Below are 26,438 nucleotides of genomic sequence, written 5' to 3'. Positions count from 1 at the left end.
CGCTCTTTCGGCGGTTGCCTGCACGGTTTGCGAAAGGTTTGAAGATGCGCGTTCTGATTGCTGAACACGACCACGCGGTGTACGCCCGGCTGCTGCGCCAGATGGCCCCCGAACTTGAAGTCCTGACCAGTGGCGACTCTGCCGAACTGGCGCGTCAGGCTGCCGATTGCCCGGTGTGGCTGGGGCAGCCGGATCTGTTGGCGACCCTGCTGCGTCAGGGCCACCAGCCGCAATGGCTGCAATCGACCTGGGCCGGCATCACGCCGCTGCTCGCTGATGGTCTGCGCCGCGATTACCGCCTGACCCGCGCGGTGGGGATCTTCGGTCAGGTGATGGCCGAATACGTACTGACCTACATGCTCGGTCACGAACGGGAAGTGCTGGCGCGGCTGGTCAGCCAGGTCGAACGCAAGTGGGATAACCGCACCGGCCAGAGCCTGGTCGGGCGCAAGGTGCTGATCGTCGGGACCGGCAATATCGGTCAGAGCGTGGCGCAGTTCCTGCTGCCGTTTGGCGTCGAGTTGTACGGCATTGCCAGCAGCGCGCGTGAGCAGGCGCCGTTCATCGAAGTTGGTTCGATGGCCGATCTGCCACGGCTGGTGGGCGCGGTCGATTACGTGGTCAACCTGCTGCCGAACACTGCGCACACCCACGATATCTACGATGCGGCGCTGTTCAAGCAGTTCAAGCCGACCGGGTTGTTCATCAACGTCGGACGCGGCGTGGCGGTGGTGGATGCGGATCTGGTGGAAGCCTTGAAGGAAGGGCATCTGGCCGGTGCAGTGATCGACGTTTGCCGTCAGGAGCCGTTGCCGCAACGCCATCCGTTCTGGACTGCCTGGGGGCTGCTGCTGACTGGACACAGCTCGGCGCCGACGTCGCCGGCGTTGATGGTGCAGTTGTTCGTCGAGAATCTGAAGGCGTATCAGGCGGGAGAAGCGTTGCGCGGGGAAGTGGATTTCAACCGCGGTTACTGAGGTGTAATCAAAAGATCGCAGCCTTCGGCAGCTCCTGCATTGATCTCAGTAGGAGCTGCCGAAGGCTGCGATCTTTTGCGTTTAAAGGGTGAAGTTGCCTTCCGCCGCCAGCTCGCTCAGCGGACGACGCGGGCTCGGCTCTTCACGGGCCTGCAGGTACTCGGCCAGGGTCGCCTTGTCACCCAGCTTGCCGACAGCGACCGCCGCATGCAGCGCATAACCTTGCGGAATATTCAGCTCCTTGCGGGTCAGCTCCTGATCGAAACCGGCCATGCCGTGGGTGTGCCAGCCGCTGATGCTCGCCTGCAGCGCCAGGTGGCCCCAAGCGGAGCCGGTATCGAAGGTGTGCCACAGCGCCGGGGTCTCTTCGCTGGCACCGGGTGCGGTGAAGGTGGTTTTCGAAATCACGATCACCAGCGCCGACGCGTGTTGCGCCCAGCTGCGGTTGAATTCATTCAGCAGCCCCAGGAAGCGCTCCCAGTTCGGCGTATCACGACGCGCATACAGAAAACGCCACGGCTGCGAGTTGTACGCCGAAGGCGCCCAGCGTGCGGCTTCGAAAAAACTCAGCAGGGTTTCTTCCGGGATCGCTTCGCCGGTGAAGGCACGAGGCGACCAGCGATCGGTGAACTGCGGGTGAATGGCGTAATCGGCAACGCGAGGGTTGGCACTCATCAAAAGATTCCTTGCTGTGTTTGCGTCATGAATTCGTGGCAAAACCCTACTGGGCGGCGATTCGGCTGACAAGCGCGATTTACCGACAGTCGCCAGCGCTTGGCCCGCAGGGCCTTGGGCACTAGACTGGCGGCCTTTTCACCACCTGATGTTGATGCTTGAGCCATGGCCGCCAAAGTCGAACCGTTCTGGAAACGCAAAACCCTCGAGCAACTGGATCACGAGGAATGGGAATCGCTGTGCGACGGCTGCGGTCTGTGCTGCCTGCAGAAACTCGAAGATGAAGAAGACAACAGCGTCTATTACACGCGCATCGCCTGCAAACTGCTGGACCTGAAAACCTGCCAGTGCAGCGACTACCCGAATCGCATCAAGTTTGTCCCGGACTGTATCCAGCTCACTCCTGGCCAGGCCGAAGAATTCAAATGGCTACCGCCGACTTGCGGTTATCGTCTGGTCAGTGAAGGCAAGGATCTGCCGCTGTGGCACCACTTGGTGTGCGGCGATCGTGACGCCGTGCACCACGAACGGATTTCCCAGTCCGGGCGCATGCTCGCCGAAGGCAGCGTGCCGGAGGACGACTGGGAAGATCACCTGATTTTCCGCGCCGGTTAAGCACCAAGGGTTTCCAGGATTCAACAAGGAGTGTGTATGGCTGGGGGATTGCTGCGGGCATCGCTGATCGGCCTGCTGGCGCTAAGCGCACCGGTGTGGGCGGCAAAGAAAGTCGATCTGGATTACCACGTTCGCCTGCTGCCGCAAAGCGATCAGGCCGAAGTGCGCCTGACCGTGGCCAAGGGCGAAGCGGTACGCAGCCTCGATTTTGACCTCGGCGATGGCAGCCACTACAGCGACTTCAAGGCCGATGGTCAGTGGCAATTGTCTCCGGGCAAGCATGCTCGGGGCCTCTGGCGTCCGAGCGGCGACAAGCCCAGCCTGACTTATCGCGTCAGCATCAGCCACGGCCGCAAGAGCGGCAGCTTCGACACGCGCATGACCCCGACCTGGGCGCTGCTGCGCGGTGATGATCTGGTGCCGCCCGCCAGGCTCGATCAGCAGGATGGCGTCGAGCTGGTGTCACGTCTGCAATTCGAACTGCCCAACGGCTGGCAAAGCGTCGAAACCGCCTGGCCGCGCATCGGCAAAAACACATTTCGCATCGACAACCCTTCACGCCTGTTCGACCGCCCGACCGGCTGGATGCTCGCCGGTCACCTCGGCAGCCGCCGCACGCGCCTGGGCGAAACCGAAGTCACCGTGGCTTCGCCGCAAGGGCAGGGCATGCGCCGCATGGATGTGCTGACGCTGCTGACGTTCGTCTGGCCGCAGGTGCAAGCGGTCTATCCCCGGCATCCGAAAAAACTGCTGATTGTCGGCGCCAACGACCCGATGTGGCGCGGCAGCCTCGGTGCACATGAATCGATCTATCTGAATACGCGTTTGCCGCTGGTCAGCGAGAGCGGCAGCAGTGCGCTGGTGCGTGAGCTGGCGCAGGTGTTCGGGCGCATCAACGATGAACATCGCAGTGACTGGATCAGTGAAGGCTTTGCCGAGTACTACGCGATCGAACTGGTGCGGCGTGCCGGGGGCATGAGCGATGAACGTTATCAGGCGTTGCAGGCGAAATTGACCCGGGACAGTCAGAAGGTGACGACGTTACGCGGCGAGCAGATCAGTGCGGCGCAGCTTGCAAAAGCGGTCATTGTCTTGCAGGAACTGGATCGCGAGATTCGCTTGAAGACGCGCAACAAGCGTTCGCTGGATGATGTGTTGCGCGGGGCGATGCATCTGGGGGCGGTGAGTACCAAGGAGTTTTTGCAACTGGCCGAGAGTGTTCTGGGTGAGTCTTCCAAAGTCCTCGATACCGTGTTACTCCAGTAAAGATCAAAAGATCGCAGCCTGCGGCAGCTCCTACAGGGGAAACGCATTCCACATGTAGGAGCTGCCGCAGGCTGCGATCTTTTGCTTTTAAACCCCGGCTTTCGGTGATTTCACCGAATCATCACCGGTAACGGTGGCGGTCTTGGTCGCCGCCTCGGCAATGGCCTTGAGCTGGCTCAGTTCTTCACCGGCGCGCTCGATCTTGGCACGCACGTTGTTCATGTCCTGACGGCTTTTTTCCAGCAGGCTCTTCACCGAGCTGTGCCCGGTGATGCCACGGGCCATCGCCACGCCGCCAATCGCCACTTGAATCAGACCGAACACGCCGCCACGGCGCAGGCCCTTGCCGACCATGATCACGCCACCGGCCAGCGAGCCGATGCGCTCCCAGCCCTGGACGTTCTGCTCGGTCGGGCTCTGGAACGGGGTGGAATCGATACGTTGGACGCGTTTGAGTTCGGTCATGATCTGTCTCCCAGGCAATGTGCAATAGATAGATAAGCTGACTGCCGCAGCGCCCGGCTCGTTCCATCGGATGTGCGACGTTTCAGCGGAATTTCGGCCCCGAGCGGGTGTTCAGGCCTTTGGCCATGCGGTCGTAGAGCACCACGTTGACTGTCGCTGCCAGATTCATGCAGCCGGTGGTCGGGATGTACACAACGTCTTCGCACCAGTCGCGGATCTCTTTATCCAGCGAGCCGTCTTCCGGGCCAAAGATGTATAGCGCGCGATCCGGGTGGGTGTATTCCGGCAGCGGGCGGGCGCCCTCGACCAGTTCCACGGCGACCGGGACGCAGTTGAGCGGGAGGATCTTTTTCAGGTCGTCGATGCCGATCAGCGGGATGTCGTAGTGCACACGCTTGGTGTCGGTGACGAAGTCGGCGGCGCGTTCATAACGCTTGCCGGTGTAGAACACCGACGCCACGCCGTAACAGCCTGCGGCGCGCATCACCGAACCGACGTTCTCCGGTGACTTGGGGTTGTACAAACCAATGCAGCTGTAACGTTTGTCTGCCACGAGCGGGGTGCCTTCGGGAAAAAGAGGGCGATTATACGGGGATTGGGGGAGGGCGGGCAGATTCGAGATCTGTGGTGTCTGGTCTGGCCTCATCGCTGGCAAGCCAGCTCCCACAGGTATCTCGGGTGTTCACAAAATTTGTGAGCGACCAAAATCATTGTGGGAGCTGGCTTGCCAGCGATGGGGCCAGTAATGGCAATGAAGATCAGTCTTCTTTTTTCATCAGGCCGGCGAGGGCGGCAAACGGGTTATGCGTGGCCTTGGCGATTTTTGGTGTGCTCAGCGAGCCGTCGCCGAAATACTGCTGGTCGGTGTAGCGCGAGTGCTCATTGTCGTGGCAATACAGGCACAACAGTTCCCAGTTCGAGCCGTCCTGCGGGTTGTTGTCGTGGTTGTGATCGCGGTGGTGTACGGTCAGTTCGCTCAGGCGCTTGCCGGAAAACTCACGGGCGCAGCGGCCGCAGACGTGCGGGTACATCTTCAGGGCCTTGTCGCGGTAGCCCATTTCCTTGTCGCGCTGGTTGTCGGCAAGGATGCGATCGAGCTTCGACGTGTTGGTCGGGGTGGACGAACTCATGGGTTCACCTTAGTAAAAAGACTAATGACGGTTATGTGCAGAGTTTAGCTCAGCCCTTGAGCTTCTCGGCAATCCAGATCGTGTGGCGGGTGCCCTTGTTGCCGTGGGCGAACACCTGGACTTCCTCGGCCTTGAAACCGGCCTTCTTCAATTTGTCGGAAAACTGCCGGTCAGCGCTGGCCGACCACACCGCCAGCACGCCCTTGGGCCGCAGGGCCTTGGCGCAGGCGTTCAGACCGGCGGCGGAATACAGCCAGCTGTTGGCCTTCTGGGTCAGGCCTTCGGGACCGTTGTCGACGTCGAGCATGATTGCGTCGAAGCCGTTCGGCTCGCTTTGCAGGACCTTGGCGACGTCGTCCTTGCGGATCACCGTGCGCGGATCGAGCAGTGGGCGCCCGGACTTTTCCCCGAGCGGGCCGCGGTTCCACTCGACCACGCCGGGCACCAGCTCGGCGACCACCACTTCGGCGCTCTTGCCCAGATGCTTGAGTGCCGAGGCGAGGGTGAAGCCCATGCCCAGACCGCCAATCAGCACCCGTGAATTCGGCCGTCCGGCCACCTTGCGGCAAGGAATCTCGGCCAGCGCATCTTCCGAACCGTGCATGCGCGTGTTCATCAATTGCCCGCCGTCGCCGCCCTGGATCTTGATGACGAAATCCTCGCCATACTCGAACAGGCACAGGGCGCCGCCGCTGTCAGGGATCGGCGTGGTGTCGAGCAGAACGAAACGTTTCATGGAAATCTCTACAAGGGGGGAAGGCAAGCAGGCCCGTTGGGAGTAGCCTGAGCGCAGACTAGAGGCCAAACGGAGCCCTTGATGAAGCGCACCATTCTAACGGCCATTGCCCTGGCCGCGCTCGCGATTACTGCAGTGCAGGCGCAGCAGACCATTCCGGTCAGCCCGACGCCGCAACCCGGCTCGCCGGGTACCGCCACGCCGACCCCGTATCCGCAAATCACCCCGATCAGCGCACCGAAGGCCGGCGCCGGCAGTGGCAGCCCGCCGCTGGTGCCAATCGAAATGCCCAGCCCGCCGAGCAAGGATCAACCGGTGCCGGGCATCGAGCCGAACAGCACCAAGGCCAAATCCCCTGGCGGTTAAACCTGTTGCGCCGCCAGTTGACCGTCGGCCATGCGCAGGCGTTTGGAAAGGGACACGGCGAGGGCGCGAATGATCTTGGCGGCGATCTTCGGCGCGTCGTTGAGCATCTTTTCCAGTGAGTCCTTGCCCAGGTTGAGCAGTTGGCAGTTGCTCGCCGCGACGCAGGTCGCCGAACGGCGCTCACCATCGAGCACGGCCATTTCGCCGAACGCCCGACCGCTGCGCAGGGTGGCCATGGTGATGACCTGGCCGTCAGGGCCAGTTTTCTGCACCGCGACCTGACCGGTGTGGAGGATGCACATGAAACTGCCGGCATCGCCCTCACGGAAAATCGCTTCACCTTCAGCCACGGTGCTGATGCTGAAGTAGCCCGAGGCCGCGGCGAAGTCCGCCAGTTGCAATTGATCGAACAGGCCACAGTCCATCAGCCAGTCGCGGATTTCGTTGTTCAGTAAGGTCGGTTCTGACATGTCGTTGCGGTCTTTATTGTTTTCACGGTTTTCAGGCACTACACGGACCCTTGTAGGAGTGAGCCTGTGGTGAGGGGATTTATCCCCGATCGGCTGCGCAGCAGTCGCAAATCCGCCAATGCGATCGGCCTGAAAGAATCGCATTGCAGATCTGGGGCGGCTTTGCCACCCATCGGGGATAAATCCCCTCACCACACAGGCTCGTTCCTACAGGGATCTGTGGTGTATCGGCCTCTTGGGTCTGGAGTTAAGACCCAAGTGACCGATGGAGTTCCTCAGGCCAGGCCCAAAACCTTGAACACAAATGCATATTCGAGCGCTACGTCACGTAATCCCTGATAACGCCCGCTCATGCCGCCATGCCCGGCGCCGAGTTCGGTCTTGAGCAGCAGCAGGTTGTCGTCGGTCTTGGTCGCGCGCAGTTTCGCCACCCACTTGGCGGCTTCCCAGTACTGCACGCGGCTGTCGTTGTAGCCGGCGATCACCAGCATTGCCGGGTAAGCTTGCGCGGTGACGTTTTCGTACGGCGCGTACGCTTTGATCCGCTCGTAGACGTCCGGCTCTGCGGGGTTGCCCCACTCGTCGTACTCGGTGACGGTCAGCGGCAAATCGGGGTCGAGCATGGTGTTGAGCACGTCGACGAACGGCACTTCGGCAATCGCCACGCCGAACAGGTCCGGGCGCTGGTTCAGCACTGCGCCAATCAACAAGCCGCCAGCGCTGCCGCCGCTGATCGCCAGTTTTTCAGCGGTGGTGATGCCGTTGAGGATCAGAAATTCGGCGCAGGCAATAAAGTCGCTGAAGGTGTTGTGCTTGTGTTCCTGTTTGCCGGCGCGGTACCACGCTTCGCCCAGCTCACCGCCGCCACGCACGTGGGCGATGGCGAACGCCATGCCGCGATCCAGCAGGCTCAGGCGCGCGTGGGAGAACCACGGGTCGAGGCTGGAGCCGTAGGCGCCATAACCATACAGATACAGCGGCACCGGTTTGCCGACCATTTCGCGTTTCATCACCAGACTGATCGGCACCTGCGTGCCGTCCGGCGCGGTGGCCCACAGGCGTTGGCTGACGTAGGCGTCGGCGTCGAACGGGCCGAGCACCGGGGTTTCTTTCAGGACGGTTTGTTCGCCGCTGTCCAGCCGTAACTGCCGCACCTGCGCCGGACGGTTCAATGCCTCGTAGCGCAGACGGATGCGGTCGCTTTCGAACTCCAGGCTGTTCTGCACATAGAGGCTGTAAGCCGCGTCCGGTAATTGCACGCGATACGGCGTCTGGCCTTGCGGATGAACTTCGATGATCGGCAGACCGCCTTCGCGCAGGCTCAGGGTCATGGCCGCCGTGTTCAGCGTCACGCCGTCGAGCATCACTGTGTCGCTGTGCGGGATCAGGTTCTGCCAGTCGGCTTCGCTCGGTACCACACCGGTGTCCGGCGCCTGATACAGGGCGAAATTGATGCCGTCACGGTTGGTGCGGATGAACCAGGTCCACACGCCATCCAGCGCGCCGTGGTCGACATCGTATTCGTGATCCTCGACCCGGGGCGCCAGGCAAGTGAAGGGCAGGTGCGGCTGATGCGCGTCCAGGGCCCAGACTTCGCTGGTGGTCTTGCTGCCCAGGGTCAGCAGCAATTGCTGCTCGGAACTGGAGCGGTAGCAATGCAGGAAGAAACGTCCGTCCGGCTCATGGAACACTTCTTCGGCAGCGGTGCCGTCGAGGCGATAGCGAAACAGCTTGTGCGGGCGATGGGTGTCGTCGAGCACGCCGAAGAACAAGGTCAGGCTGTCGTTGGCCCAGGTCATGCTGCCGTCGCAGTCCTGGAATTCCAGCTCGCTGATCTTGTCGCTGGCCAGTTCCTTGACGAACAGCGTGTAGATCTCGTCGCCCGAAGCATCGACGCTGTAGGCCAGGCGCTGGTGATCCGGGCTGATGCTGAACGCGCCGAGCGAGAAAAAGCCGCCGTTGGCCAGCACGTTGGGGTCGAGCAGCAGTTGCTCGCGGCTCTCGTCGAGGGTCAGGCTGTCGTCGGCCGGACGCGGGCAGCGGTAATGCCGGGCGTATTCGTCACCCGCCGTGGTGCGCGTGTAATACAGATACGGCCCCCACGGCGAGGGCAGGGACAGGTCGGTTTCGAGGATCCGGCCCTTGATCTCTTCGAACAGGCTTTCGCGCAGGGCGGCCTGATCGGCGGTCTGTGCTTCCTGATAGGCGTTTTCAGCCTTGAGGTAGTCGAGCACCGCGTCGGTGTCGCGTTCCTGCAGCCAGGCATACGGGTCGGCACCGGCAGCCTTGTGGGCGATCGGGGCGCGGATGACGTGGGCGGATTCGGGCATGGAAGGCTCTCGGACAATATTCGGAATAATGGTTTTCGCAGCTCTTGAAACCATCGCACTCTCCTGTGGGAGCGAGCTTGCTCGCGAAGGCGTCCTGTCAGATGACATTTGTTTCACTGACCCGACGCTTGCGCGAGCAAGCTCGCTCCCACAGGGTTTGCTGTTGGCCGTCTGGCATTGGGACAAGCCTGACAGGCGAAAAGTCGTTACTATAAGCGCCTCTGTGCGACACGCGTAGCGTGTCTTCAAGACTTCGAGGTGGATGGTCATCTTGAAGGGCTGTTTGATTACAGCCAAGGCTGGAGTACCCAATCTCCGGAATAAAAATCCATCAAAGAAGTCCACTGCCTTCAAGGACTTACCGTTGCGGCGGGGCATGCCCACAGTCGATCAGCATTCGACACAATCGACTGGGAAAGGATCTTTTCTTTCTCGAATGCATCTTCAATCTTCGGTTCTCACAGAACCTCACCCCTGCGGGATAGAATCCCCGCAAGGGTTTTCTCCTGCTTCGAAACAGGAGGAAACACTTTTCTGAGCATGCTGACTCTGTCAGTTCCTGCTTATCTCTCTGAAGACTCGAGCGAAAGCTCTGTCTGTCATTGTCCATCCAGCTTGCTTGCAAGTTGGCAGCGGACTCGTTGTACGACCAACGATAGCCTAGGAAGACATGCGTCATTGGCAACGATGAGGTGTGAAGCTTTTCCAACAACGTAGCCCCTGAAAAGGTCTGCAGCCACCGTGAGGGGATGTAGAGATGCTCGGAGCTGAACCGGGTTGAGGCGCCAGGCTGGTTGGCATGGGCAACATATGTGAACTGCTGATAAACGTCGTAATTATAAACAAGCCAAAACAGCTGTCAGGCTTGAGCCAAAAGGCAAAGTGATCGGATATCTCTGTAGAGGCTGGAGATACGTCGTCATCAGAATCACCGGCGAAAAGGCAGGCCCTAACCCAATCGTGTGACAGGCAGGGAACGTGGTAAGCCCGTATGGCTGCCTTCGGGCAGGTGAACCGCAAGGGGATCTGTTGGCTGTGCGGGTATGGGATCGCAGAGAAAGCGAAAGTCGATCTGTAATGGATCGAATAGGGGTTGGAACATCACCCCACGGGAAACCGGGCAGACTTCTGCGTGGTCTTTCGTCGCATGAACTCTGACTGAGCCTGTCTCAATAATCTCAGAAACCTGCAGTTTAGGTTTCCCATTTATCCAGCCCTGACGGGACGTCCATTCCCGTCAGGGAATGCGTACGTCTTCAGCTCAGGCAATTTGAGAGGAAGGCAGCATGAAAGTACACAGCCCTACGGCCGTGTCTGCGCCTTCCGGCGCTCCGCAGCAATGGCATGACATCGATTGGTGGCGTGTTCAGCGGAATGTCCGGGCGATGCAGTTACGGATTGCGAAGGCTTGTCGGGAAGGCAATTGGCGCAGGGTTAATTCCCTGCAACGAATGCTGACCCGCTCTAGTTCGGCCAGATATTTGGCCGTTCGGCGAGTCACTGAAAACCAGGGCAAGCGCACGGCGGGAGTCGACCGCGTGCTCTGGGATACACCCGATGCCAAATGGAAAGCGGCAAACGGGTTGAAGCGCCACGGATACAAACCACGGCCTTTAAGGCGTGTGTTCATTCCGAAGTCAAACGGAAAGGAGCGCCCACTGGGCATTCCGACCATGACTGACAGGGCCATGCAGGCTCTATACCTTCTAGCTCTGGCGCCCATTGCAGAAACCACCGGAGATCCGAACAGCTACGGCTTCAGGATCGAGCGCTCTACCGCAGACGCAATGGGACAGCTGTTCATCTGCTTATCCAAGAAGGTTTCGGCCGAATGGGTACTGGAGGCGGACATCAAAGGTTGCTTTGACCACATCAACCATGACTGGCTGATCGTCAATGTCCCTACGGACAAAACGATCCTCCGGAAATGGCTAAAGGCTGGAGTGATTCATAAAGGTCAGTTTCAGGCAACGGATGCCGGTACGCCACAAGGCGGGATCATCTCGCCAACATTGGCAAATATGGTGCTGGATGGATTGGAGTCACAGCTCAAGCAACATCTGGGCGTGACAAAGGCCAAGAAGCTGAAAATCAATGTGGTGCGCTATGCGGATGACTTTGTGATTACCGGAAACTCGAAAGAGATGCTGGAGAGCGAAATCAGACCTTGGGTGGAGAAATTCCTCGCTTTGCGAGGATTACAGCTGTCACTCGAGAAAACCCGTGTGGTTCACATAGACAAAGGCTTTGACTTTCTGGGATGGAATTTCCGCAAGTACGAGGGAAAGCTCCTGATCAAGCCAAGCAAGAAAAACGTGAAAGCGTTCTATCGCAAGGTGAAGGACGTCATCAGTACCAACAAAACGGCAAAGCAAGAGGATCTGATCCAACGGCTGAATCCGATACTGCGTGGCTGGGCGATGTACCACCAGCCAGTAGTTGCCAAGAAGGCGTTTAGCAGAATGGATAACTCTGTTTTCCATGCTCTCTGGCGTTGGGCGAAAAGGCGACATCCTAATAAATCGTTGGAATGGGTCAGGAGAGGTTATTTCCAACCCCATGAAGGCAGAAGTTGGGTGTTCGCCACCATGGCGATGAGGACGGACGGGACGAAAGCAATAGCTCCCCTGTACTCAATAGCGAGCACTGCGATCGAGCGGCATAGAAAGGTGAGCGGGGAATACAACCCCTTCGATCCCTCCATGGAGGAAATGGGAGAGAAATTACGAATGGTGCGTATGCTTAAAAAGCTGAAGTATCGGAAACAGATCGTAAGTCTCTTTCAAAGCCAAAAAGGTCTATGTCCGCTGTGCAAGCAACCGATTACCAAGGAAAGCGGGTGGCACGACCATCATGTAATCCACCGCTCGCAAGGCGGTGGAGACACCTTGGATAACCGAGTACTATTGCATCCAGTTTGTCATCAGCAGCTACACAGCCGTGGATTGACAGTAAACAAGCCGGCTCCAACCGGGGCTTTCTAAAGACTTGAGCCGTATGCGTTGAAAGGCGCACGTACGGTTCTTAGGGGGAGGCAGACCAGTAATGGTCTGTCTCTACCCGACTTGCCTGCCTTGCCATGGACACCATGACCGAGAACGACTATCTGATCGCCTGGGGCCTCTACGCCTTCGCCGCTGTGGGCTGCCTGTTGGTATGGATGCGCCTGACCCGCTGGATGTGGCGCTGGCTGCGCGAGCCGCTGCGGGTGCTGATGGCAGTGTTACTGTTCAGCCCGACCATCATTGACCCGGTGAAAGCCAAGGTTGCACCGTCGATCGCCATCACTGCGCTGGATCTGGCCTTCAAGGTCGGCAACAACGCCTGGCGGGCGATTTCCGACCTGTTCATGTACGGCATGATTGCGTTCGGCATCTACCTGATTTTCGTGCTGATCCGCTTCCCGATCGAACGCGCCTCGCGCGCCCGTCGCGAGCAGGCCGAGGCCGCCAAAGCGGCGGCGCGTGCCGATGATCGCGACGACGATCAGCCGTTCGGCGCTGCCGGTGATGACCGTTACGGTCGCCCGCCATTGCCGAACAACCCGCAGCGCATGCGCGTCGAGCCGCGTCTGTAACCACGAGAGTCAGCACATGTGTGAATTACTGGGCATGAGTGCCAACGTGCCGACCGATATCGTGTTCAGCTTCACCGGCCTGATGCAGCGCGGCGGGCGTACCGGCCCGCACCGCGACGGCTGGGGCATTGCCTTCTATGAAGGGCGCGGTCTGCGCCTGTTTCAGGACCCGGCCGCCAGCAGTGAGTCGGAAGTCGCCAATCTGGTGCAGCGCTATCCGATCAAGAGCGAAGTGGTCATCGGCCACATTCGTCAGGCCAACGTCGGCAAGGTCTGCCTGTCCAACACCCACCCGTTCGTCCGCGAACTGTGGGGCCGCAACTGGTGTTTCGCGCACAACGGCCAGCTCGCCGATTTCACCCCGATCAAGAGCTTCTACCGCCCGGTGGGCGACACCGACAGCGAAGCGGCGTTCTGCGATTTGCTCAACCGCGTGCGTGCAGCCTTCCCGGAACCGGTCGATATAGAAGTGCTGCTGCCGGATCTGGTTGCTGCCTGCGCCGAATACCGCAGCAAAGGCGTGTTCAACTGCCTGCTCAGCGACGGCGACTGGCTGTTCTGCTATTGCTCGACCAAACTGGCACAGATCACCCGGCGCGCACCGTTCGGCCCGGCGCGGCTCAAGGATGTCGATGTGATCGTCGATTTCCAGGCGGAAACCACGCCTAACGACGTGGTCACGGTGATCGCCACCGAGCCTTTGACCGAAAACGAAACCTGGACCCGTTACCAACCGGGCCAATGGAGCCTGTGGCGACGCGGCGAATGCGTCAGCCAGGGCACGACCGAATAAAGGATCTCTCCCCGATGTTGCTCAGTTATCTACGGCTGGTGTTGTTTGCGGCGGGCCTGTTGATCGGTGTCCAGGTGCCGGGTTTCATCAACGATTATGCCAAACGCGTCGAAGCCCATCTGATCGAAGCGCAGACCGGTCTGCGCGGTTTTCAGGGCACCGCCGAGCAGTTCTTCAAGGGCGACTTGCAGGCGCTGGTCGCGCATTACCGCGCCAGTGACGACCCGGTGTTTCGCAGCGATGCCGACAGCCTGAGCACTTTGCTCAACCGCCAGACAGCGCTGGATAAACAGTTTCAGGCGATGCAGGGGCCGTGGTACATCCGCTTCCTGCAAGTGGTGCTGGCCGCCGACCCGGACATTCGCAAGGAAACCTGGAACGGCTACAGCTACCAGATCCTGCTGACCCCGGAAGCGATGATCTGGGGCATGAGCGGCGCGTTGCTGCTGTCGTTCGGCATCGAGTGTCTGATTCGTCTGATTGACTGGGTGGTGCTGGGTGGCCGGCGCTTGCGCCAGAGCCGCCCGATTGAAGATCGCGACGTGCGCGGCCTCTAAAGCTTGCAAGGTTCCTGTGGCGAGGGGATTTATCCCCGATGGGGCGCGAAGCGGCCCTCAATGGTGTGTCAGATAAACCTGATTGTTCGGGTTTCAGGACTGCTGCGCAGTCCATCGGGGATAAATCCCCTCACCACAGGTGAGATTACTGAGTGAGGGTGATGTAGTTTTCACCGACCTTGCGCGCATACCCCGCCAGCACCTGCTGACACAACGTCACCATCTCCTCGACCCACTCCACGCCCACTCGCCACGACACCACCACCTGCAGATTCGGCGGGCGTTGGTCGATGTCGAGCAAAGTCAGTTCACCCCGCGCCAGTTCCTCGGCCACCAGCACCGGCGGCAATACGCCAATGCCGAATCCATCACCTAACAACCGGGTAATCGCCGACACTGAATTCACGCAGTTCAGGCGTGGCGCGAGCACGCCGTTGGCCTGCATCAGCGCCAGCAGGTCCTGGTGCGGTCGGGAGTTTTTCGAGTAGGTGATGATCCGTTCCTGCGCGAGTTCGCCGAGGTCGGCGTACTCGCGGTTGTAGATCGAATTGCTCGCAACGATCCAGCCCAGCGGATGGCTGGCCAGCTCGAGGCTGCGCACGCTTTCGTGGCGCACCAGATCGGTTTGCAGAACGATGTCGAGAAAGCCTTTTTGCAGCTGATCGCAGAGGTTAAGCGAGGTATCCGCCACCAGCTCGATTTCCACCCGCGGATACAGATCGGTCATCTGCGCGACCAACGGGCTGAGCCAGGTGTGGATCACCGTGTCCATCACGCCGATGCGCACCCGCCCGACCTTGCTTGAACGGGTCTCGATCGATTGCTTGAGCGCCGACATCGTATCGAGCATCTGCTCGGCATAATCCAGCACCTTCAAGCCTTCGGGTGTCAGGCTGACGCCGCGTGAGTCGCGCAGAAACAGCTTCACCCCCAACTCGCCTTCGAGCACCGCGATGCGGCTGGAAATCGACGCCTGGGTGGTGAACAGCTTGTCGGCGGTCAGGCGAAAACTCTTCAGCCGGGCGACCCAGACAAAGGTCTCGAGAAACTTCAGGTTCATGGCAACGGCTCGGGTGACAAATTTTTCTTATGCCTAAGGCGGGTTTTTATTCGTTGGACGCAGCAGGGCCGGGCGACGAAAAATCGGCGCATCCGGTTCCCACGATAGGCGTCGTCGGAACTTCGAACAAGACCAATAAAAGCCTGCGGAGACTTGCCATGCGTGCGCCCGACACCCTCGACCTCCCCAAGAACACGGCCCGCCCCGGACCGTTCGACTGGTATCGCAACATCAATCAGCAGGAACGTCGTACCTTCTGGAGCTGCAAGATCGGCTATGGCCTGGACGGCATGGACACGCAGATGCTCAGCTTCGTGGTACCGACCCTGATCGCCATGTGGGGCATCACCACCGGACAGGCCGGGCTGATTCACACCAGCACCCTGATCGCCTCGGCCATCGGCGGGTGGGTGGCGGGGATTCTCTCCGACCGCATTGGCCGCGTGCGCACCCTGCAACTGACGGTGCTGTGGTTCGCCTTCTTCACCTTCCTCTGCGGTTTCGCGCAGAACTACGAACAGCTGCTGATCGCCCGCACCCTGATGGGCTTCGGATTCGGCGGTGAATGGACCGCCGGCGCGGTGCTGATCGGTGAAGTGATCCGCGCCAAGGATCGCGGCAAAGCGGTGGGCATGGTGCAGAGTGGTTGGGCGTTGGGTTGGGGACTGACGGCGATTCTGTATGCGCTGCTGTTTTCGCTGTTGCCGCCGGAAGAGGCCTGGCGGGCGCTGTTCATCCTCGGCATCGTTCCGGCGATTTTCGTGATTTTCGTCCGTCGGCTGGTGAAAGACCCGGAAATCTACCGCGAAGCCAAGGCGGCGCAAACCCCGGAAAACCCGGCGAAGTTCTACGAGATCTTTGCCCCGGGCATGCTGTTCACCACGTTCCGCGCCTCCTTGCTGACCACCGGCGCGCTCGGCGGTTACTACGCGATCACCTCGTGGCTGCCGACCTTCCTCAAGAATGAACGCGGCTTGAGTGTGCTCGGCACTGGCGGGTATCTGGCGATGGTGATTGTCGGGTCCTACGTCGGCTATGTGATCAGCGCTTATCTGACCGATCTGCTGGGACGTAAAAAGAACTTCATCCTGTTTGCGGTCGGTTCGTTCACCATCGTCTTGCTGTACACGCAGATGCCGGTCAGCAACGGGGTGATGCTGTGGCTGGGCTTTCCGCTGGGCTTCTTCGCCTCAGGGATTTTCAGCGGCATGGGCGCGTTTCTCACCGAGCTGTTTCCAACGCGGATTCGTGGCTCGGGGCAGGGTTTCTGCTACAACATCGGTCGGGCGCTGGCGGCATTGTTTCCGCTGTTGATTGGTTTGCTGAGTCAGAAAGTCCCGTTGAGCGTGGGTATCGGTGCGTTTGCTGCGGTGTCCTACGGCGTGGTGATTCTTGCGGCGTTGAGCCTGCCGGAGACCCGCGGCAAGCAACTGGATGCGCAGTAACTGATAACCTGCCGGGCAAGCGTCCTACAGATAAAAAGACAAGAAGCTACAGGAGTGTTCACCGTGAGCCGCCTGCTATTGAACTGTGACATCGGCGAGAGTTTCGGCAGCTGGACCATGGGTCTGGACGCCGAAGTCATGCCCTTCATCGACTGCGCCAACGTGGCCTGCGGCTTCCATGCCGGTGACCCGAGCATCATGCGCAAGACCGTCAGCCTGGCCCTGAGCCACGGCGTGCAGATCGGCGCACATCCGGCCTATCAGGATCTGGTTGGCTTCGGCCGGCGTTCCATGGCTTATTCCGCGCAAGAGCTGCAAGACATCCTGCATTACCAGATCGGCGCGCTCGACGGCATTTGCCGCGCGCAGGGCGGGCGAGTCAGTTACGTCAAACCCCACGGCGCGATGTACAACGACATGATGGCCAACCCGGCACAGTTGCGTGCGGTGATTCAGGCCGTCGCTGCTTACGATCGCAGTTTGCCGCTGATGTTGATGGCCACCCGCGACAACGCGGCGGCGCAACAGCTCGGCGACGAATATGGCGTGACCCTGTGGTTCGAAGCCTTCGCCGACCGCGCCTACGACAGCGCCGGCCGACTGGTGTCGCGGCAACTGGCGGGCGCGGTGCATCACGAACCAGAAACAATCATCGAACAGGCCCTGACCATCGCCCGTGGCGGTGAACTCGTCGCCAGCGACGGCAGTGCGCTGCATCTGCAGGCCAACACCTTGTGCGTGCATGGCGACAACGCCAGTTCGGTGGCCGCCGTGCAGCGCATTCGCGAGGCCCTGAATCAGCAGAGTGTGCCATGAACCCACGGATTGAAGTGGTGGCGGTGGATTGCCTGATGCTGCGCCTGTTCGATGAAATCGCCGAAGCCAACATGCCGTGGATGCTCGCCGCCAGTGAGCGCTTGCGTGCGGTGTTTGGCGCGCAGTTGATCGATCTGGTGCCGTCTTACACCACGTTGATGGTGCATTACGACCTGACCGCGCTGAGCCCGAGTCAGGCCCGTGAATTGATCGCTGAAGCGTTGATCGATCTGTCGCCGAACGCTCGAACCAGCGGCCAGTGCCATGTGTTGCCGGTCTGGTACGACCTGAGTGTCGGCCCCGAACTGAGCCTGTTGGCGCAGCGCAGCGGGTTGGCGGTGGAGGAGGTGATTCGTCGGCACAGCGCTCGCGAATATCAGGTGTTTGCCCTCGGCTTTGCGCCGGGGTTCGCCTTCATGGGGCTGGTGGAAGAGGTGCTGGCAGCGCCCCGTCTGGACACCCCGCGCAAAAAAGTCGCGGCCGGCAGCGTCGGGATCGCCGAACGGCAGACCGCGGCTTATCCGGTGGTGTCCCCCGGCGGCTGGAATCTGATCGGCCGTACCCCGGCGAAACTGTTCGACCGTCATCGCGACGGCTACAGCCTGATGCAACCCGGCGACACCGTGCGTTTCGAAGCGGTGGGCCACGCCGAGTTCATCAACCTGGGCGGTGATGACACACCGCTGGAGGCGCTGGCATGAGCCGACTGACGATTGAAGCCAGCACGCCGCTGTGTTTGTTGCAGGACACCGGGCGTTTTGGCGTGCGCCATTTGGGCGTGACTCAGGGCGGCGCGGCAGATTGGTGTTCGATGAGTTGGGGCAATTGGTTGCTCGGCAATGCGCTGGATCTGCCGGTGATTGAAATTACCCTCGGCGGGTTTGCCGTGGTGGCACAGGAGGATTGCCTGCTGGCGCTGGCCGGGGCGGATCTTGGTGCGCAGATCGATGGGCAGGCGCTGGCGCCGTGGCGCAGTTTCAAACTGGGCCAAGGGCAAACATTGAGGTTCACCCAACCGCTGCTCGGCGCGCGGGCTTATCTGGCCGCGCCCGGTGGTTTCGACGCGCCGCAGGTGCTGGGCAGCAGCGCCACGGTGGTGCGCGAAGAACTCGGTGGATTGGATGGTTTGGGGTTACCGCTGACCAAGGGCGCGACGTTGAGTTATCGCGGTGCGGTTCTGCAGGTGCGTGAAGTGCCGCTGGCGCATCGACCTGATTTACGGCTGGATACGCCGCTGGATCTGGTGCTCGGCGCACAGATCGGTCAGTTCAGCGGGCAGAGTCTGTTCGATGTGTTCAACAGTCCGTGGACGCTCGACAGTCGCGCCGACCGCATGGGCATTCGGCTGTTGGGCACGGCGTTGCAGTACCAGGGCCAGCCGATGATTTCCGAGGGCATTCCGCTGGGCGCGGTGCAGGTGCCGCCGGACGGGCAGCCGATTGTCTTGCTCAATGATCGGCAGACGATTGGCGGGTATCCACGGTTGGGAGCGTTGACGCCGTTGGCGCTGGCGCGACTGGCGCAATGTCTGCCGGGGGCGCAGGTGCGATTGAGGCCGGTGGTGCAGGACGTCGCACATCGCGAGCATGTCGAGTATTTGCAGCGCTTTGGTTGAAGATCAAAAGATCGCAGCCTTCGGCAGCTCCTACATGGAAACGCGAATTTTTCTGTAGGAGCTGCCGAAGGCTGCGATCTTTGGCTTTTTATTTGGACAAAAACCGCATCCCTTCCTCAAGCCCACGCAACGTCAACGGATACATCTGATCCTCGATCAAATCGCGCACGATATTGGTCGACGAGGTATAGCCCCACGTATCCTTCGGATACGGATTGATCCAGATGAGCTTCTTGTACTTCTCCATGAAGCGCTGCATCCACAGGTAGCCCGGCTCTTCGTTCCAGTGCTCGACGCTGCCGCCGGCCTGGGTGATTTCGTAGGGCGCCATGGCGGCGTCACCGATGAAGATCACTTTGTAGTCGGCGCCGTACTTGTGCAGCAGATCCTGCGTCGAGAAACGCTCGGACGTGCGGCGCATGTTGTTCTTCCACACCGACTCATAAATGAAGTTGTGGAAGTAGAAGTACTCCAGATGCTTGAACTCGGTCTTGCACGCCGAGAACAGCTCCTCGCAGATCTTCACGTGAGCGTCCATCGAGCCGCCGATGTCGAATAGCAGCAACAGCTTCACCGTGTTGCGCCGCTCCGGGCGCATCTGGATGTTCAGCAGGCCGGCATCCTTGGCGGTGTGGTCGATGGTGCCGTCGATGTCCAGCTCTTCCGCCGCACCCTGACGGGCGAATTTACGCAGACGACGCAGGGCGACCTTGATGTTGCGCGTGCCCAGCTCCACCGAATCGTCGAGGTTCTTGTACTCGCGCTGATCCCAGACCTTAACCGCTTTGCCCTGACGCTTGCCGGCATCGCCGACCCGAATGCCTTCCGGGTTGAAGCCGCCGGAGCCAAACGGGCTGGTGCCGCCGGTGCCGATCCATTTGTTGCCGCCGGCGTGGCGTTCCTTTTGTTCTTCGAGGCGCTTCTTGAACTCTTCGATCAGCTTGTCCAGACCGCCGAGGGACTGGATCTGCGCGCGCTCCTCATCAGTCAGCGAACGCTCGAATTCCTTGCGCAACCAATCTTCGGGAATCAGCGCCTGCAAGTGATCGTCGAGTTTTTCCAGACCATTGAAGTAGGCGCCGAACGCACGGTCGAACTTGTCGAAATGCCGTTCGTCCTTGACCAGAATCGCCCGCGACAAGTAGTAGAACTCGTCCATGTCGGCAAAGGTCACGCGCTGCTTCAGCGCGTTGATCAGGTCGAGCAGCTCGCGCACCGACACCGGCACCTTGGCTGCGCGCATTTCATTGAACAGGTTGAGCAACATGGCATCAGCCTCTTAGCGAGAACCGCGACGGCTCATGAACGCCAGGCGCTCAAGCAACTGCACATCCTGTTCGTTCTTTACCAGCGCACCGGCCAATGGCGGAATGGCCTTGGTCGGATCGCGCTCGCGCAGCACCGCTTCGCCGATGTTGTCGGCCATCAGCAGCTTCAGCCAGTCGACCAGTTCTGAGGTCGACGGCTTCTTCTTCAGGCCCGGCACCTTGCGCACGTCGAAGAACACGTCCAGCGCTTCGCTGACCAGATCCTTCTTGATGTCCGGGTAGTGCACGTCGACGATTTTCTGCAGGGTCGTGCGATCGGGGAAGGCGATGTAGTGGAAGAAGCAGCGGCGCAGGAAGGCGTCCGGCAGCTCTTTCTCGTTGTTCGAGGTAATGATGATGATTGGGCGTTTTTTTGCCTTGATGGTCTCGTCGATCTCGTAAACGTAGAACTCCATCTTGTCGAGTTCTTGCAGCAGGTCGTTGGGGAACTCGATGTCAGCCTTGTCGATTTCGTCGATCAGCAGAATGACGCGTTCTTCGGACTCGAACGCCTCCCACAACTTGCCCTTCTTCAGGTAGTTGCGCACGTCGTGGACTTTTTCGTTGCCCAGTTGCGAGTCGCGCAGACGGCTGACCGCATCGTACTCGTACAGCCCCTGATGGGCCTTGGTAGTGGACTTGATGTGCCAGGTGATCAGCTTGGCGCCGAACGATTCGGCCAGTTGCTCGGCGAGCATGGTCTTGCCGGTGCCCGGTTCGCCCTTGACCAGCAGCGGCCGCTCCAGGGTGATGGCGGCGTTGACCGCCAGCTTCAGGTCATCGGTGGCGACGTAGGCCTGGGTGCCTTCGAACTTCATCTGCTAATCCTCGAACGGTAACGCCGACCTGCACGGGCAGGGCGGGGGCGAAAAAATCGGATGCCCCGACTATAACGCGCAGCCCGGTCGACTGTGAACGCAGACGGCTTATTCAGTCTCTGAATGGGGCGTCACATGTTGACTCGGTTTCGGCCAGAGGCCAGTATTCAGGTATCGCCGATTTGGCGATAGTCTGTCGGGCATGACGACTAAATACCGATTTCGCGACAAATACCGCATTCAGTTACGTGAGAAGGATCACCCGCCACCCCATGTCCACTTGATCGGTGGCGGTGTGGACGTGATGCTGAGCCTTGAAACCGTCGAAGTCATGACGGGCAAGGCACCGCCGCTGATTATCAAGGAAGCGCTGGCTTGGGTTGCGGCTCATCAAGTGCAACTGCTGGAGGACTGGAAACGATGTTACCCATGAAAAGGCCTCGTCTGACGGCTGTGCAGGCACTGTCAGGTTATCGATTGAAACTGACCTTTATTGATGGTCAGGATCTGACCCTTGACCTGAGCCGAGATATCCACGCTTATCCAGGTCTGCAACCATTGCTTGATCCCGAAGTGTTTGCGGCTGCGACCCTTGACGACAATGGCTGGACGGTCGAATGGCTTGAGCCCGATATACAGATCGGCGCAGACACGCTTTATATGGATGCGCTGGCCCAAAACACTGTCGATGAAAACACTCGGATTTTCATCGATTGGCGTGCACGTACCGGACTCTCACTGAATCAGGCAGCCGAGGCGCTGGGTGTCAGTGCCCGCAGCATCAGCCGATACAGTAATGGGCGGGAGGCGGTGCCAAGGTCATTAGCCTTGGCTTGTCTTGGTTGGGACTCATTGCAGCAAAAGTCCACGCTGGCGGCTGAAGAGTCTGGTCGATATGTCGTTAATCGTAAGAATTAGCCCGCATCCGGCTTCGGCCGCTCATACCGCGCATTGAAAGCCTGAATGAAGCCATTACGCAAAATCTGCAAAAACGCTTCGAACGCACTGATGTTTTGCTGATGCACGTTGCCACTGAGTTCGACCTTGGTGGCGAACTGATTCTTGGCCTGGTTCTTCAGCACGGTTTCCGTGCCGCCGACGATGGCCTCCCAGACTGAGCGGAAGATGCTCTTGTCCTTGTTTTCCACGTCCTGCTGCCAGTTGAACACCTCGACGTCACGCAGCAAGGGTTTGATATAGCCGCTGACCTGGGCTTTTTTCGCCTGGGCCTCGATGACGACGTCGCCATGGCCGGCGTTGAAATCGAACTTGCCGTAGGCCGAGGCAAAGTCGTTCATGCTTTTGAGTTCGATGTCGCGGGCGCGCAGGCGGAACTGGAAGTCTTCGAAGTTGCTCAGCGGATCGAAGGTGGCGCTGGTCTCCAGCGGTGCATGGCCGAGCAGTTTTGCCTTGCCTTCGAAACGGGCGTCGCGTTTGCCCTGTTTGTCGACCACGTTGGTCAGGTTGTAGATGCTCGCCTCGACGTTGCTGGCGTTCATGTTGACCGGCGGTTTGGAGTTGAAATTGCGGAAAGTGATCTTGCCGTCGTGGATCTGCACCTCGTCGAGAGTGATCGGCAGCAACTTGCCCAGTTGCGCCCGCCAGTCGGTGCCTTTACCAGTCTGCGAGTTCTGCTTGTTGGGGCCGCCATCGACGAAGTTGATCTCGGGATTGAAGAACTGCACCTGCGCCACCACGGCATGGTCGTACCACAGCGAATGCCAGCTGACCGCCAGATCGATCACGGGCGCATTGACGAACGGCACCGGCACCTTGCCGTCGACCTTGACGATTTTCAGGCCGTTGATCTTATAAGCGCCGCGCCAAAGGGCCAGATCGACATCGGTGATCTGACCGCGGTAATCGCCCATGTCGGCGAGCTTGCCGTTCAAGTAATCGCGTACCACGTAGGGCAGGGCGATGTGCAGGGCGATCAGCAGCACGACGATGATGGCGATAATTCCGATGGGCCAGCTGTAGCGACGCTTCATGGCGGTAGTTCCCGAACGATGTAAGCGATTGACTGTTGCGCGTCGCAGACGTTCGACCCGACTGGACTGCGTCAGGCAACAGGCATACCTTGAAAGGCTGAATTCAACGCTGCATAAGGACCCAGCCATGAGCCGCATTTTCGCTGACAACGCCCATTCCATCGGCAATACGCCGCTGGTGCAGATCAACCGCATCGCGCCGCGTGGCGTGACCATTCTGGCCAAGATCGAGGGACGCAACCCCGGTTATTCGGTCAAATGCCGAATCGGCGCGAACATGATCTGGGACGCCGAGAGCAGCGGCAAACTCAAGCCGGGCATGACCATCGTCGAGCCGACGTCGGGCAATACCGGCATCGGTCTGGCCTTCGTTGCCGCCGCCCGTGGTTACAAATTGATGCTGACCATGCCGGCCTCGATGAGCATCGAGCGGCGCAAGGTGCTCAAGGCCCTCGGCGCAGAACTGGTCCTGACCGAACCGGCCAAGGGCATGAAAGGCGCAATCGAGAAGGCTGCCGAGATCGTTGCCAGTGATGCCGGCAAATACTTCATGCCGTCGCAGTTCGATAATCCGGCCAACCCCGCGATTCACGAAAAAACCACCGGTCCGGAAATCTGGAACGATACTGACGGCGCTGTCGATGTACTGGTCGCAGGTGTCGGGACCGGCGGAACCATCACCGGCGTTTCGCGGTATATCAAGAATACCCAGGGCAAACCGATTCTGTCGGTCGCGGTAGAACCCGTCTCTTCGCCGGTGATCAGCCAGGCCCTGGCAGGAGAAGAGATCAAGCCAAGCCCGCACAAGATTCAGGGGATTGGCGCCGGTTTCGTGCCGAAGAACCTCGATTTGTCGATGGTCGACCGGGTGGAGCAGGTCACTGATGACGAGTCCAAGGCCATGGCACTGCGACTGATGCAGGAAGAAGGAATCCTGTGCGGGATCTCATGCGGCGCGGCCATGGCCGTGGCAGTGCGTCTGGCCGAGAAGCCGGAGATGCAGGGCAAGACCATCGTGGTGATTTTGCCGGACTCCGGTGAGCGGTATCTGTCGAGCATGTTGTTCAGCGATCTGTTCACCGAGCAGGAGAATCAGCAATAGTCGAATTGACTCAGATCAGCCGGGGTTCAGGATCGTTATGCTAATAAATGCTTTGTTGCGCAATTCTTAACACTGAATCTTGGGTTCAGCGGGTTTTGCCCGAGGCCGGTAGTGTTTATCATGGCCGGCTGCCATGCCGGCTAAAGGGCATTGCGCAGCGTTGTCTTTATTCAAGGAGTCGTTGATGACCTTTTCGTTAGCCGCCAAGGTGTTGGTGTTGCTGCTGTTTGTGGGCAGCATCCTCTATGTGCATTTGCGCGGCAAGGCGCGTTTGCCGGTCCTGCGTCAGTTCGTCAACCACTCGGCGCTGTTCGCTCCGTACAATGCGCTGATGTACTTGTTCTCCGGCGTGCCGTCCAAACCGTATCTGGATCGTAGCAAGTTTCCGGAACTGGATGTGCTGCGCGATAACTGGGAAACCATTCGCGACGAGGCCATGCATCTGTTCGATGAGGGCTATATCCGCGCCGCGGAGAAGAACAACGACGCGGGTTTCGGCTCGTTCTTCAAGAAGGGCTGGAAGCGTTTCTACCTCAAGTGGTACGACAAACCGCTGCCGTCGGCCGAAACCCTGTGCCCGAAAACCGTGGCGCTGGTCAGTGCGATCCCTAACGTCAAAGGCGCGATGTTCGCGCTGTTGCCCGGTGGCAGCCACCTGAACCCGCACCGTGATCCGTTTGCCGGCTCGCTGCGTTATCACTTGGGCCTGTCGACGCCGAACTCCGACGACTGCCGGATCTTCGTCGACGGTCAGGTCTACGCCTGGCGCGACGGTGAAGACGTGATGTTCGACGAGACCTACGTGCACTGGGTGAAGAACGAAACCGAACAGACTCGCGTCATTCTGTTCTGCGACGTCGAACGCCCATTGAGCAACCGTCTGATGACCCGCATCAACCGTGCCATCAGCGCCTGGCTGGGACGTGCCACCGCTCCGCAGAACCTTGATGACGAACGTGTCGGCGGCATTAACCAGGCTTATGCCTGGAGCAAGAGCTTCAGCGACAAGTTCAGTGGCGTGGTCAAACAGTGGAAACGCCGCAACCCCAAGGCTTACCGCATCCTGCGTCCAGTATTGGCGGTGCTGGTGTTGACGTTGCTGGGGTATTGGCTGTTTGGTTGAGGCTGGGTGTTGAAATAAAAAAACCGCTCCTAGTGAGCGGTTTTTCGTCTGCTGATAAATCTACAGTCGGCCAGCGGCGAGTACATTCGGCTCTTCGCTTTCAGTGCCCTTTATCAGTAACTGCAGCAGACGCCTCTGACTCGCAGTGAGCGTTATCTCACCGGATTTTTTGCCGAGAGGAGGTATCTCTTTTCTGGAGGACGGCTTCTTTGTTGATTTGCTCATTTCTCCTCCTGTGTTGATTGTTAATTGAACAGTTTTCACGATACTAGGTTCTCCAGGGTTTTGACAAGGCGGCCACCAGTGTCGAAGCCGAAGCCAAGCTCTTGATAGTGTGAAATCGCGCCCTTCAAAGGTTCTTGGATCTCGAGAACCTTGCTGCCTATGAGTTGGGCGTATTGTTCAATCACAATCATCGCCAGTGCCCCGATACGTCTTTTTAACGGATGGGATTCGTAGGGGCGTCCCTCCAGGCGCACAATTCGTATTCTGTTTTTGCTGGCATTTGGATTTGCGAAACACAGCCCGCACAGTTCCTCTTCAAACCAGATAGCGATGTCCAGAGATAAAGGCTCTCGACCTTTCCACTCAATGACCTCATTCCAGCAAAAGTGCGGGTCTCTCCAGAGGGTTGATGCCTGAAGTGCTTGTTGGTCGATAGGTTCGAAACGTACTTTCGACAAATCGATGGCAGTCGGACCATGGCGTTCCAACTGAAGCTGTAGTTGAAGGGTAACGATAGCAGCCTGCTTCCGCGCCTCTGACCGATAGACCTGATACCGCAAATATGTCCGTTCCCTTGGCATGTGATCCCGAGCATTCCCTGTCTCCCCATCAATGGTCCTATCCGTTGCTCATCAGCCTATTCACCTCGCCGCCAACTGTCCCTGCTGGCCCTTTGTCCAAATCGTTGCAATCCATGTCCCACGCTGGTTATAGTCGGCGCTCGTGAATCAGCTGATTCACTTTCCAAACCCCTCAAAAAAGATCAGCCCCAATGCCTGCATCCCTCATCAACGCGGTAGTCGATTCAGCGGTCAACGCTGGCGTCGTGCCGTGCGGGAATCAGCAGCCTGGGCAGATCAGTCATTACCCTCCACCTGTCAGTAGCACGCCGGTGTGCGTCGTCGTATCACCGCCGGGCGTTGGCGTTTCGGGCTGATCGGCATTCTTTGCTGACCCCCTGCGCCCGCCAGAAACACCT

At 59.5% G+C, this 26,438-nt stretch carries 28 protein-coding genes; 16 read left to right on the top strand and 12 right to left on the bottom strand.

Annotated elements, in window-relative coordinates; genetic code table 11:
• Positions 1-44 precede the first annotated feature (44 nt).
• Positions 45-977, top strand: coding sequence for a D-2-hydroxyacid dehydrogenase (locus tag AB1J88_RS13695; protein ID WP_430291268.1), 933 nt, complete (start codon positions 45-47; stop codon positions 975-977).
• A gap of 81 nt (positions 978-1,058) precedes the next feature.
• Here AB1J88_RS13695 and AB1J88_RS13690 read toward each other — a convergent pair whose 3' ends face one another.
• Positions 1,059-1,652, bottom strand: a complete 594-nt coding sequence (locus tag AB1J88_RS13690; protein WP_047292309.1) for a nitroreductase family protein — start codon at positions 1,650-1,652, stop codon at positions 1,059-1,061.
• A 165-nt stretch (positions 1,653-1,817) separates the two neighbouring features.
• Here AB1J88_RS13690 and AB1J88_RS13685 point away from each other — a divergent pair, with 165 nt between their 5' ends.
• Both AB1J88_RS13685 and AB1J88_RS13680 read left to right on the top strand, forming a co-directional pair.
• Positions 1,818-2,267 (top strand): YcgN family cysteine cluster protein, encoded by a 450-nt coding sequence (locus AB1J88_RS13685; protein WP_027614519.1) that lies wholly within the window; start codon positions 1,818-1,820, stop codon positions 2,265-2,267.
• A gap of 36 nt (positions 2,268-2,303) precedes the next feature.
• Positions 2,304-3,533 (top strand): hypothetical protein, encoded by a 1,230-nt coding sequence (locus AB1J88_RS13680; RefSeq protein WP_430291267.1) that lies wholly within the window; start codon positions 2,304-2,306, stop codon positions 3,531-3,533.
• An 87-nt stretch (positions 3,534-3,620) separates the two neighbouring features.
• On the opposite strand, the gene AB1J88_RS13675 is transcribed toward AB1J88_RS13680, so the two are convergent.
• The 4 genes from AB1J88_RS13675 to AB1J88_RS13660 form a co-directional block, all read right to left on the bottom strand.
• Positions 3,621-3,998 carry a YgaP family membrane protein gene (locus tag AB1J88_RS13675; protein ID WP_430291266.1) on the bottom strand — a complete coding sequence of 126 codons (378 nt, stop codon included), beginning with the start codon at positions 3,996-3,998 and terminating at the stop codon, positions 3,621-3,623.
• Between the two features lie 82 nt (positions 3,999-4,080).
• A complete protein-coding gene (locus tag AB1J88_RS13670; RefSeq protein WP_007911337.1) occupies positions 4,081-4,551 on the bottom strand; it encodes an RNA methyltransferase in 471 nt (156 codons plus the stop codon).
• Between the two features lie 205 nt (positions 4,552-4,756).
• Positions 4,757-5,128, bottom strand: coding sequence for a YajD family HNH nuclease (locus AB1J88_RS13665; protein ID WP_003222612.1), 372 nt, complete (start codon positions 5,126-5,128; stop codon positions 4,757-4,759).
• A gap of 49 nt (positions 5,129-5,177) precedes the next feature.
• Positions 5,178-5,864 carry a spermidine synthase gene (locus AB1J88_RS13660; RefSeq protein ID WP_430291265.1) on the bottom strand — a complete coding sequence of 229 codons (687 nt, stop codon included), beginning with the start codon at positions 5,862-5,864 and terminating at the stop codon, positions 5,178-5,180.
• A gap of 81 nt (positions 5,865-5,945) precedes the next feature.
• On the opposite strand from AB1J88_RS13660, the gene AB1J88_RS13655 reads away from it, so the two are divergent.
• Entirely contained in the window at positions 5,946-6,230 is a 285-nt protein-coding gene (locus AB1J88_RS13655) for a hypothetical protein (RefSeq protein WP_041070325.1), read from the top strand.
• Here AB1J88_RS13655 and AB1J88_RS13650 read toward each other — a convergent pair.
• Both AB1J88_RS13650 and AB1J88_RS13645 read right to left on the bottom strand, forming a co-directional pair.
• The gene (locus tag AB1J88_RS13650) at positions 6,227-6,700 is read right to left on the bottom strand and encodes a cyclic nucleotide-binding domain-containing protein (RefSeq protein WP_041070525.1); all 474 of its coding nucleotides are present in this window, start codon (positions 6,698-6,700) and stop codon (positions 6,227-6,229) included. The genes AB1J88_RS13655 and AB1J88_RS13650 overlap by 4 nt on opposite strands.
• Before the next feature lie 275 nt (positions 6,701-6,975).
• Positions 6,976-9,030, bottom strand: coding sequence for a S9 family peptidase (locus AB1J88_RS13645; protein WP_430291264.1), 2,055 nt, complete (start codon positions 9,028-9,030; stop codon positions 6,976-6,978).
• A gap of 1,286 nt (positions 9,031-10,316) precedes the next feature.
• Here AB1J88_RS13645 and ltrA point away from each other — a divergent pair.
• The 4 genes from ltrA (at position 10,317) to AB1J88_RS13625 (ending at position 13,957) form a co-directional block, all read left to right on the top strand.
• Positions 10,317-12,014 (top strand): group II intron reverse transcriptase/maturase, encoded by a 1,698-nt coding sequence (gene ltrA / locus AB1J88_RS13640; RefSeq protein WP_430291263.1) that lies wholly within the window; start codon positions 10,317-10,319, stop codon positions 12,012-12,014.
• Between the two features lie 95 nt (positions 12,015-12,109).
• Positions 12,110-12,607 (top strand): MFS transporter, encoded by a 498-nt coding sequence (locus AB1J88_RS13635; protein WP_086791999.1) that lies wholly within the window; start codon positions 12,110-12,112, stop codon positions 12,605-12,607.
• Between the two features lie 16 nt (positions 12,608-12,623).
• Positions 12,624-13,400, top strand: coding sequence for a class II glutamine amidotransferase (locus tag AB1J88_RS13630; RefSeq protein WP_007969599.1), 777 nt, complete (start codon positions 12,624-12,626; stop codon positions 13,398-13,400).
• 14 nt (positions 13,401-13,414) lie between these two features.
• Positions 13,415-13,957 carry a DUF2937 family protein gene (locus AB1J88_RS13625; RefSeq protein WP_007969600.1) on the top strand — a complete coding sequence of 181 codons (543 nt, stop codon included), beginning with the start codon at positions 13,415-13,417 and terminating at the stop codon, positions 13,955-13,957.
• A 145-nt stretch (positions 13,958-14,102) separates the two neighbouring features.
• On the opposite strand, the gene AB1J88_RS13620 is transcribed toward AB1J88_RS13625, so the two are convergent.
• Complete coding sequence (locus AB1J88_RS13620; protein WP_430291262.1) at positions 14,103-15,017, bottom strand: LysR family transcriptional regulator; 915 nt, start codon at positions 15,015-15,017, stop codon at positions 14,103-14,105.
• Positions 15,018-15,175: 158 nt separating this feature from the next.
• Here AB1J88_RS13620 and AB1J88_RS13615 point away from each other — a divergent pair, with 158 nt between their 5' ends.
• The 4 genes from AB1J88_RS13615 (at position 15,176) to AB1J88_RS13600 (ending at position 18,893) form a co-directional block, all read left to right on the top strand.
• Positions 15,176-16,462 carry an MFS transporter gene (locus tag AB1J88_RS13615; protein WP_430291261.1) on the top strand — a complete coding sequence of 429 codons (1,287 nt, stop codon included), beginning with the start codon at positions 15,176-15,178 and terminating at the stop codon, positions 16,460-16,462.
• Between the two features lie 63 nt (positions 16,463-16,525).
• Entirely contained in the window at positions 16,526-17,278 is a 753-nt protein-coding gene (locus tag AB1J88_RS13610) for a 5-oxoprolinase subunit PxpA (protein ID WP_430291260.1), read from the top strand.
• Complete coding sequence (gene pxpB, locus AB1J88_RS13605) at positions 17,275-17,979, top strand: 5-oxoprolinase subunit PxpB (protein ID WP_430291259.1); 705 nt, start codon at positions 17,275-17,277, stop codon at positions 17,977-17,979. Before AB1J88_RS13610 ends, pxpB begins: the two co-directional genes overlap by 4 nt.
• Positions 17,976-18,893, top strand: a complete 918-nt coding sequence (locus AB1J88_RS13600; protein ID WP_430291258.1) for a biotin-dependent carboxyltransferase family protein — start codon at positions 17,976-17,978, stop codon at positions 18,891-18,893. Before pxpB ends, AB1J88_RS13600 begins: the two co-directional genes overlap by 4 nt.
• An 88-nt stretch (positions 18,894-18,981) precedes the next feature.
• Here the strand turns inward: AB1J88_RS13600 and AB1J88_RS13595 are convergent, their stop codons facing one another.
• Positions 18,982-20,160 carry a vWA domain-containing protein gene (locus tag AB1J88_RS13595; RefSeq protein WP_027614532.1) on the bottom strand — a complete coding sequence of 393 codons (1,179 nt, stop codon included), beginning with the start codon at positions 20,158-20,160 and terminating at the stop codon, positions 18,982-18,984.
• A gap of 12 nt (positions 20,161-20,172) precedes the next feature.
• Complete coding sequence (locus AB1J88_RS13590) at positions 20,173-21,018, bottom strand: AAA family ATPase (protein ID WP_025110627.1); 846 nt, start codon at positions 21,016-21,018, stop codon at positions 20,173-20,175.
• 202 nt (positions 21,019-21,220) lie between these two features.
• Between AB1J88_RS13590 and AB1J88_RS13585 the strand changes: the two genes are divergently transcribed.
• Positions 21,221-21,451: a DUF4160 domain-containing protein gene (locus AB1J88_RS13585; protein ID WP_097086717.1), complete on the top strand. Its 231-nt coding sequence runs from the start codon at positions 21,221-21,223 to the stop codon at positions 21,449-21,451.
• Positions 21,439-21,936 carry a DUF2442 domain-containing protein gene (locus tag AB1J88_RS13580; RefSeq protein ID WP_086791990.1) on the top strand — a complete coding sequence of 166 codons (498 nt, stop codon included), beginning with the start codon at positions 21,439-21,441 and terminating at the stop codon, positions 21,934-21,936. The genes AB1J88_RS13585 and AB1J88_RS13580 overlap by 13 nt, the downstream gene beginning before the upstream one ends.
• On the opposite strand, the gene AB1J88_RS13575 is transcribed toward AB1J88_RS13580, so the two are convergent.
• Positions 21,933-23,009 carry a DUF748 domain-containing protein gene (locus AB1J88_RS13575; protein WP_430291257.1) on the bottom strand — a complete coding sequence of 359 codons (1,077 nt, stop codon included), beginning with the start codon at positions 23,007-23,009 and terminating at the stop codon, positions 21,933-21,935. The two genes, AB1J88_RS13580 and AB1J88_RS13575, sit on opposite strands and share 4 nt — an antisense overlap.
• A gap of 127 nt (positions 23,010-23,136) precedes the next feature.
• Here AB1J88_RS13575 and cysK point away from each other — a divergent pair, with 127 nt between their 5' ends.
• Positions 23,137-24,111: a cysteine synthase A gene (gene cysK, locus AB1J88_RS13570; RefSeq protein WP_430291256.1), complete on the top strand. Its 975-nt coding sequence runs from the start codon at positions 23,137-23,139 to the stop codon at positions 24,109-24,111.
• 184 nt (positions 24,112-24,295) lie between these two features.
• The gene (locus AB1J88_RS13565; protein WP_047292347.1) at positions 24,296-25,234 is read left to right on the top strand and encodes an aspartyl/asparaginyl beta-hydroxylase domain-containing protein; all 939 of its coding nucleotides are present in this window, start codon (positions 24,296-24,298) and stop codon (positions 25,232-25,234) included.
• A 260-nt stretch (positions 25,235-25,494) separates the two neighbouring features.
• Here the strand turns inward: AB1J88_RS13565 and AB1J88_RS13560 are convergent, their stop codons facing one another.
• The gene (locus AB1J88_RS13560; protein WP_430291255.1) at positions 25,495-26,019 is read right to left on the bottom strand and encodes a hypothetical protein; all 525 of its coding nucleotides are present in this window, start codon (positions 26,017-26,019) and stop codon (positions 25,495-25,497) included.
• Positions 26,020-26,438: the final 419 nt, after the last annotated feature.

The organism is Pseudomonas sp. S8, from assembly GCF_050473925.1.
Lineage (GTDB): Bacteria > Pseudomonadota > Gammaproteobacteria > Pseudomonadales > Pseudomonadaceae > Aquipseudomonas > Aquipseudomonas parakoreensis.
Note: the sequence above shows the minus strand (reverse complement) of the source record. Positions and strands in the feature narration are given on the sequence as shown.

Coding starts and splice junctions, on each gene's coding strand:
- AB1J88_RS13695 (WP_430291268.1), top strand. CDS start 45: ATGCGCGTTCTGATTGCTGAACACGACCACGCGGTGTACGCCCGGCTG.
- AB1J88_RS13690 (WP_047292309.1), bottom strand. CDS start 1,652: ATGAGTGCCAACCCTCGCGTTGCCGATTACGCCATTCACCCGCAGTTC.
- AB1J88_RS13685 (WP_027614519.1), top strand. CDS start 1,818: ATGGCCGCCAAAGTCGAACCGTTCTGGAAACGCAAAACCCTCGAGCAA.
- AB1J88_RS13680 (WP_430291267.1), top strand. CDS start 2,304: ATGGCTGGGGGATTGCTGCGGGCATCGCTGATCGGCCTGCTGGCGCTA.
- AB1J88_RS13675 (WP_430291266.1), bottom strand. CDS start 3,998: ATGACCGAACTCAAACGCGTCCAACGTATCGATTCCACCCCGTTCCAG.
- AB1J88_RS13665 (WP_003222612.1), bottom strand. CDS start 5,128: ATGAGTTCGTCCACCCCGACCAACACGTCGAAGCTCGATCGCATCCTT.
- AB1J88_RS13660 (WP_430291265.1), bottom strand. CDS start 5,864: ATGAAACGTTTCGTTCTGCTCGACACCACGCCGATCCCTGACAGCGGC.
- AB1J88_RS13655 (WP_041070325.1), top strand. CDS start 5,946: ATGAAGCGCACCATTCTAACGGCCATTGCCCTGGCCGCGCTCGCGATT.
- AB1J88_RS13650 (WP_041070525.1), bottom strand. CDS start 6,700: ATGTCAGAACCGACCTTACTGAACAACGAAATCCGCGACTGGCTGATG.
- AB1J88_RS13645 (WP_430291264.1), bottom strand. CDS start 9,030: ATGCCCGAATCCGCCCACGTCATCCGCGCCCCGATCGCCCACAAGGCT.
- ltrA (WP_430291263.1), top strand. CDS start 10,317: ATGAAAGTACACAGCCCTACGGCCGTGTCTGCGCCTTCCGGCGCTCCG.
- AB1J88_RS13635 (WP_086791999.1), top strand. CDS start 12,110: ATGGACACCATGACCGAGAACGACTATCTGATCGCCTGGGGCCTCTAC.
- AB1J88_RS13630 (WP_007969599.1), top strand. CDS start 12,624: ATGTGTGAATTACTGGGCATGAGTGCCAACGTGCCGACCGATATCGTG.
- AB1J88_RS13625 (WP_007969600.1), top strand. CDS start 13,415: ATGTTGCTCAGTTATCTACGGCTGGTGTTGTTTGCGGCGGGCCTGTTG.
- AB1J88_RS13620 (WP_430291262.1), bottom strand. CDS start 15,017: ATGAACCTGAAGTTTCTCGAGACCTTTGTCTGGGTCGCCCGGCTGAAG.
- AB1J88_RS13615 (WP_430291261.1), top strand. CDS start 15,176: ATGCGTGCGCCCGACACCCTCGACCTCCCCAAGAACACGGCCCGCCCC.
- pxpB (WP_430291259.1), top strand. CDS start 17,275: ATGAACCCACGGATTGAAGTGGTGGCGGTGGATTGCCTGATGCTGCGC.
- AB1J88_RS13600 (WP_430291258.1), top strand. CDS start 17,976: ATGAGCCGACTGACGATTGAAGCCAGCACGCCGCTGTGTTTGTTGCAG.
- AB1J88_RS13595 (WP_027614532.1), bottom strand. CDS start 20,160: ATGTTGCTCAACCTGTTCAATGAAATGCGCGCAGCCAAGGTGCCGGTG.
- AB1J88_RS13590 (WP_025110627.1), bottom strand. CDS start 21,018: ATGAAGTTCGAAGGCACCCAGGCCTACGTCGCCACCGATGACCTGAAG.
- AB1J88_RS13585 (WP_097086717.1), top strand. CDS start 21,221: ATGACGACTAAATACCGATTTCGCGACAAATACCGCATTCAGTTACGT.
- AB1J88_RS13580 (WP_086791990.1), top strand. CDS start 21,439: ATGTTACCCATGAAAAGGCCTCGTCTGACGGCTGTGCAGGCACTGTCA.
- AB1J88_RS13575 (WP_430291257.1), bottom strand. CDS start 23,009: ATGAAGCGTCGCTACAGCTGGCCCATCGGAATTATCGCCATCATCGTC.
- cysK (WP_430291256.1), top strand. CDS start 23,137: ATGAGCCGCATTTTCGCTGACAACGCCCATTCCATCGGCAATACGCCG.
- AB1J88_RS13565 (WP_047292347.1), top strand. CDS start 24,296: ATGACCTTTTCGTTAGCCGCCAAGGTGTTGGTGTTGCTGCTGTTTGTG.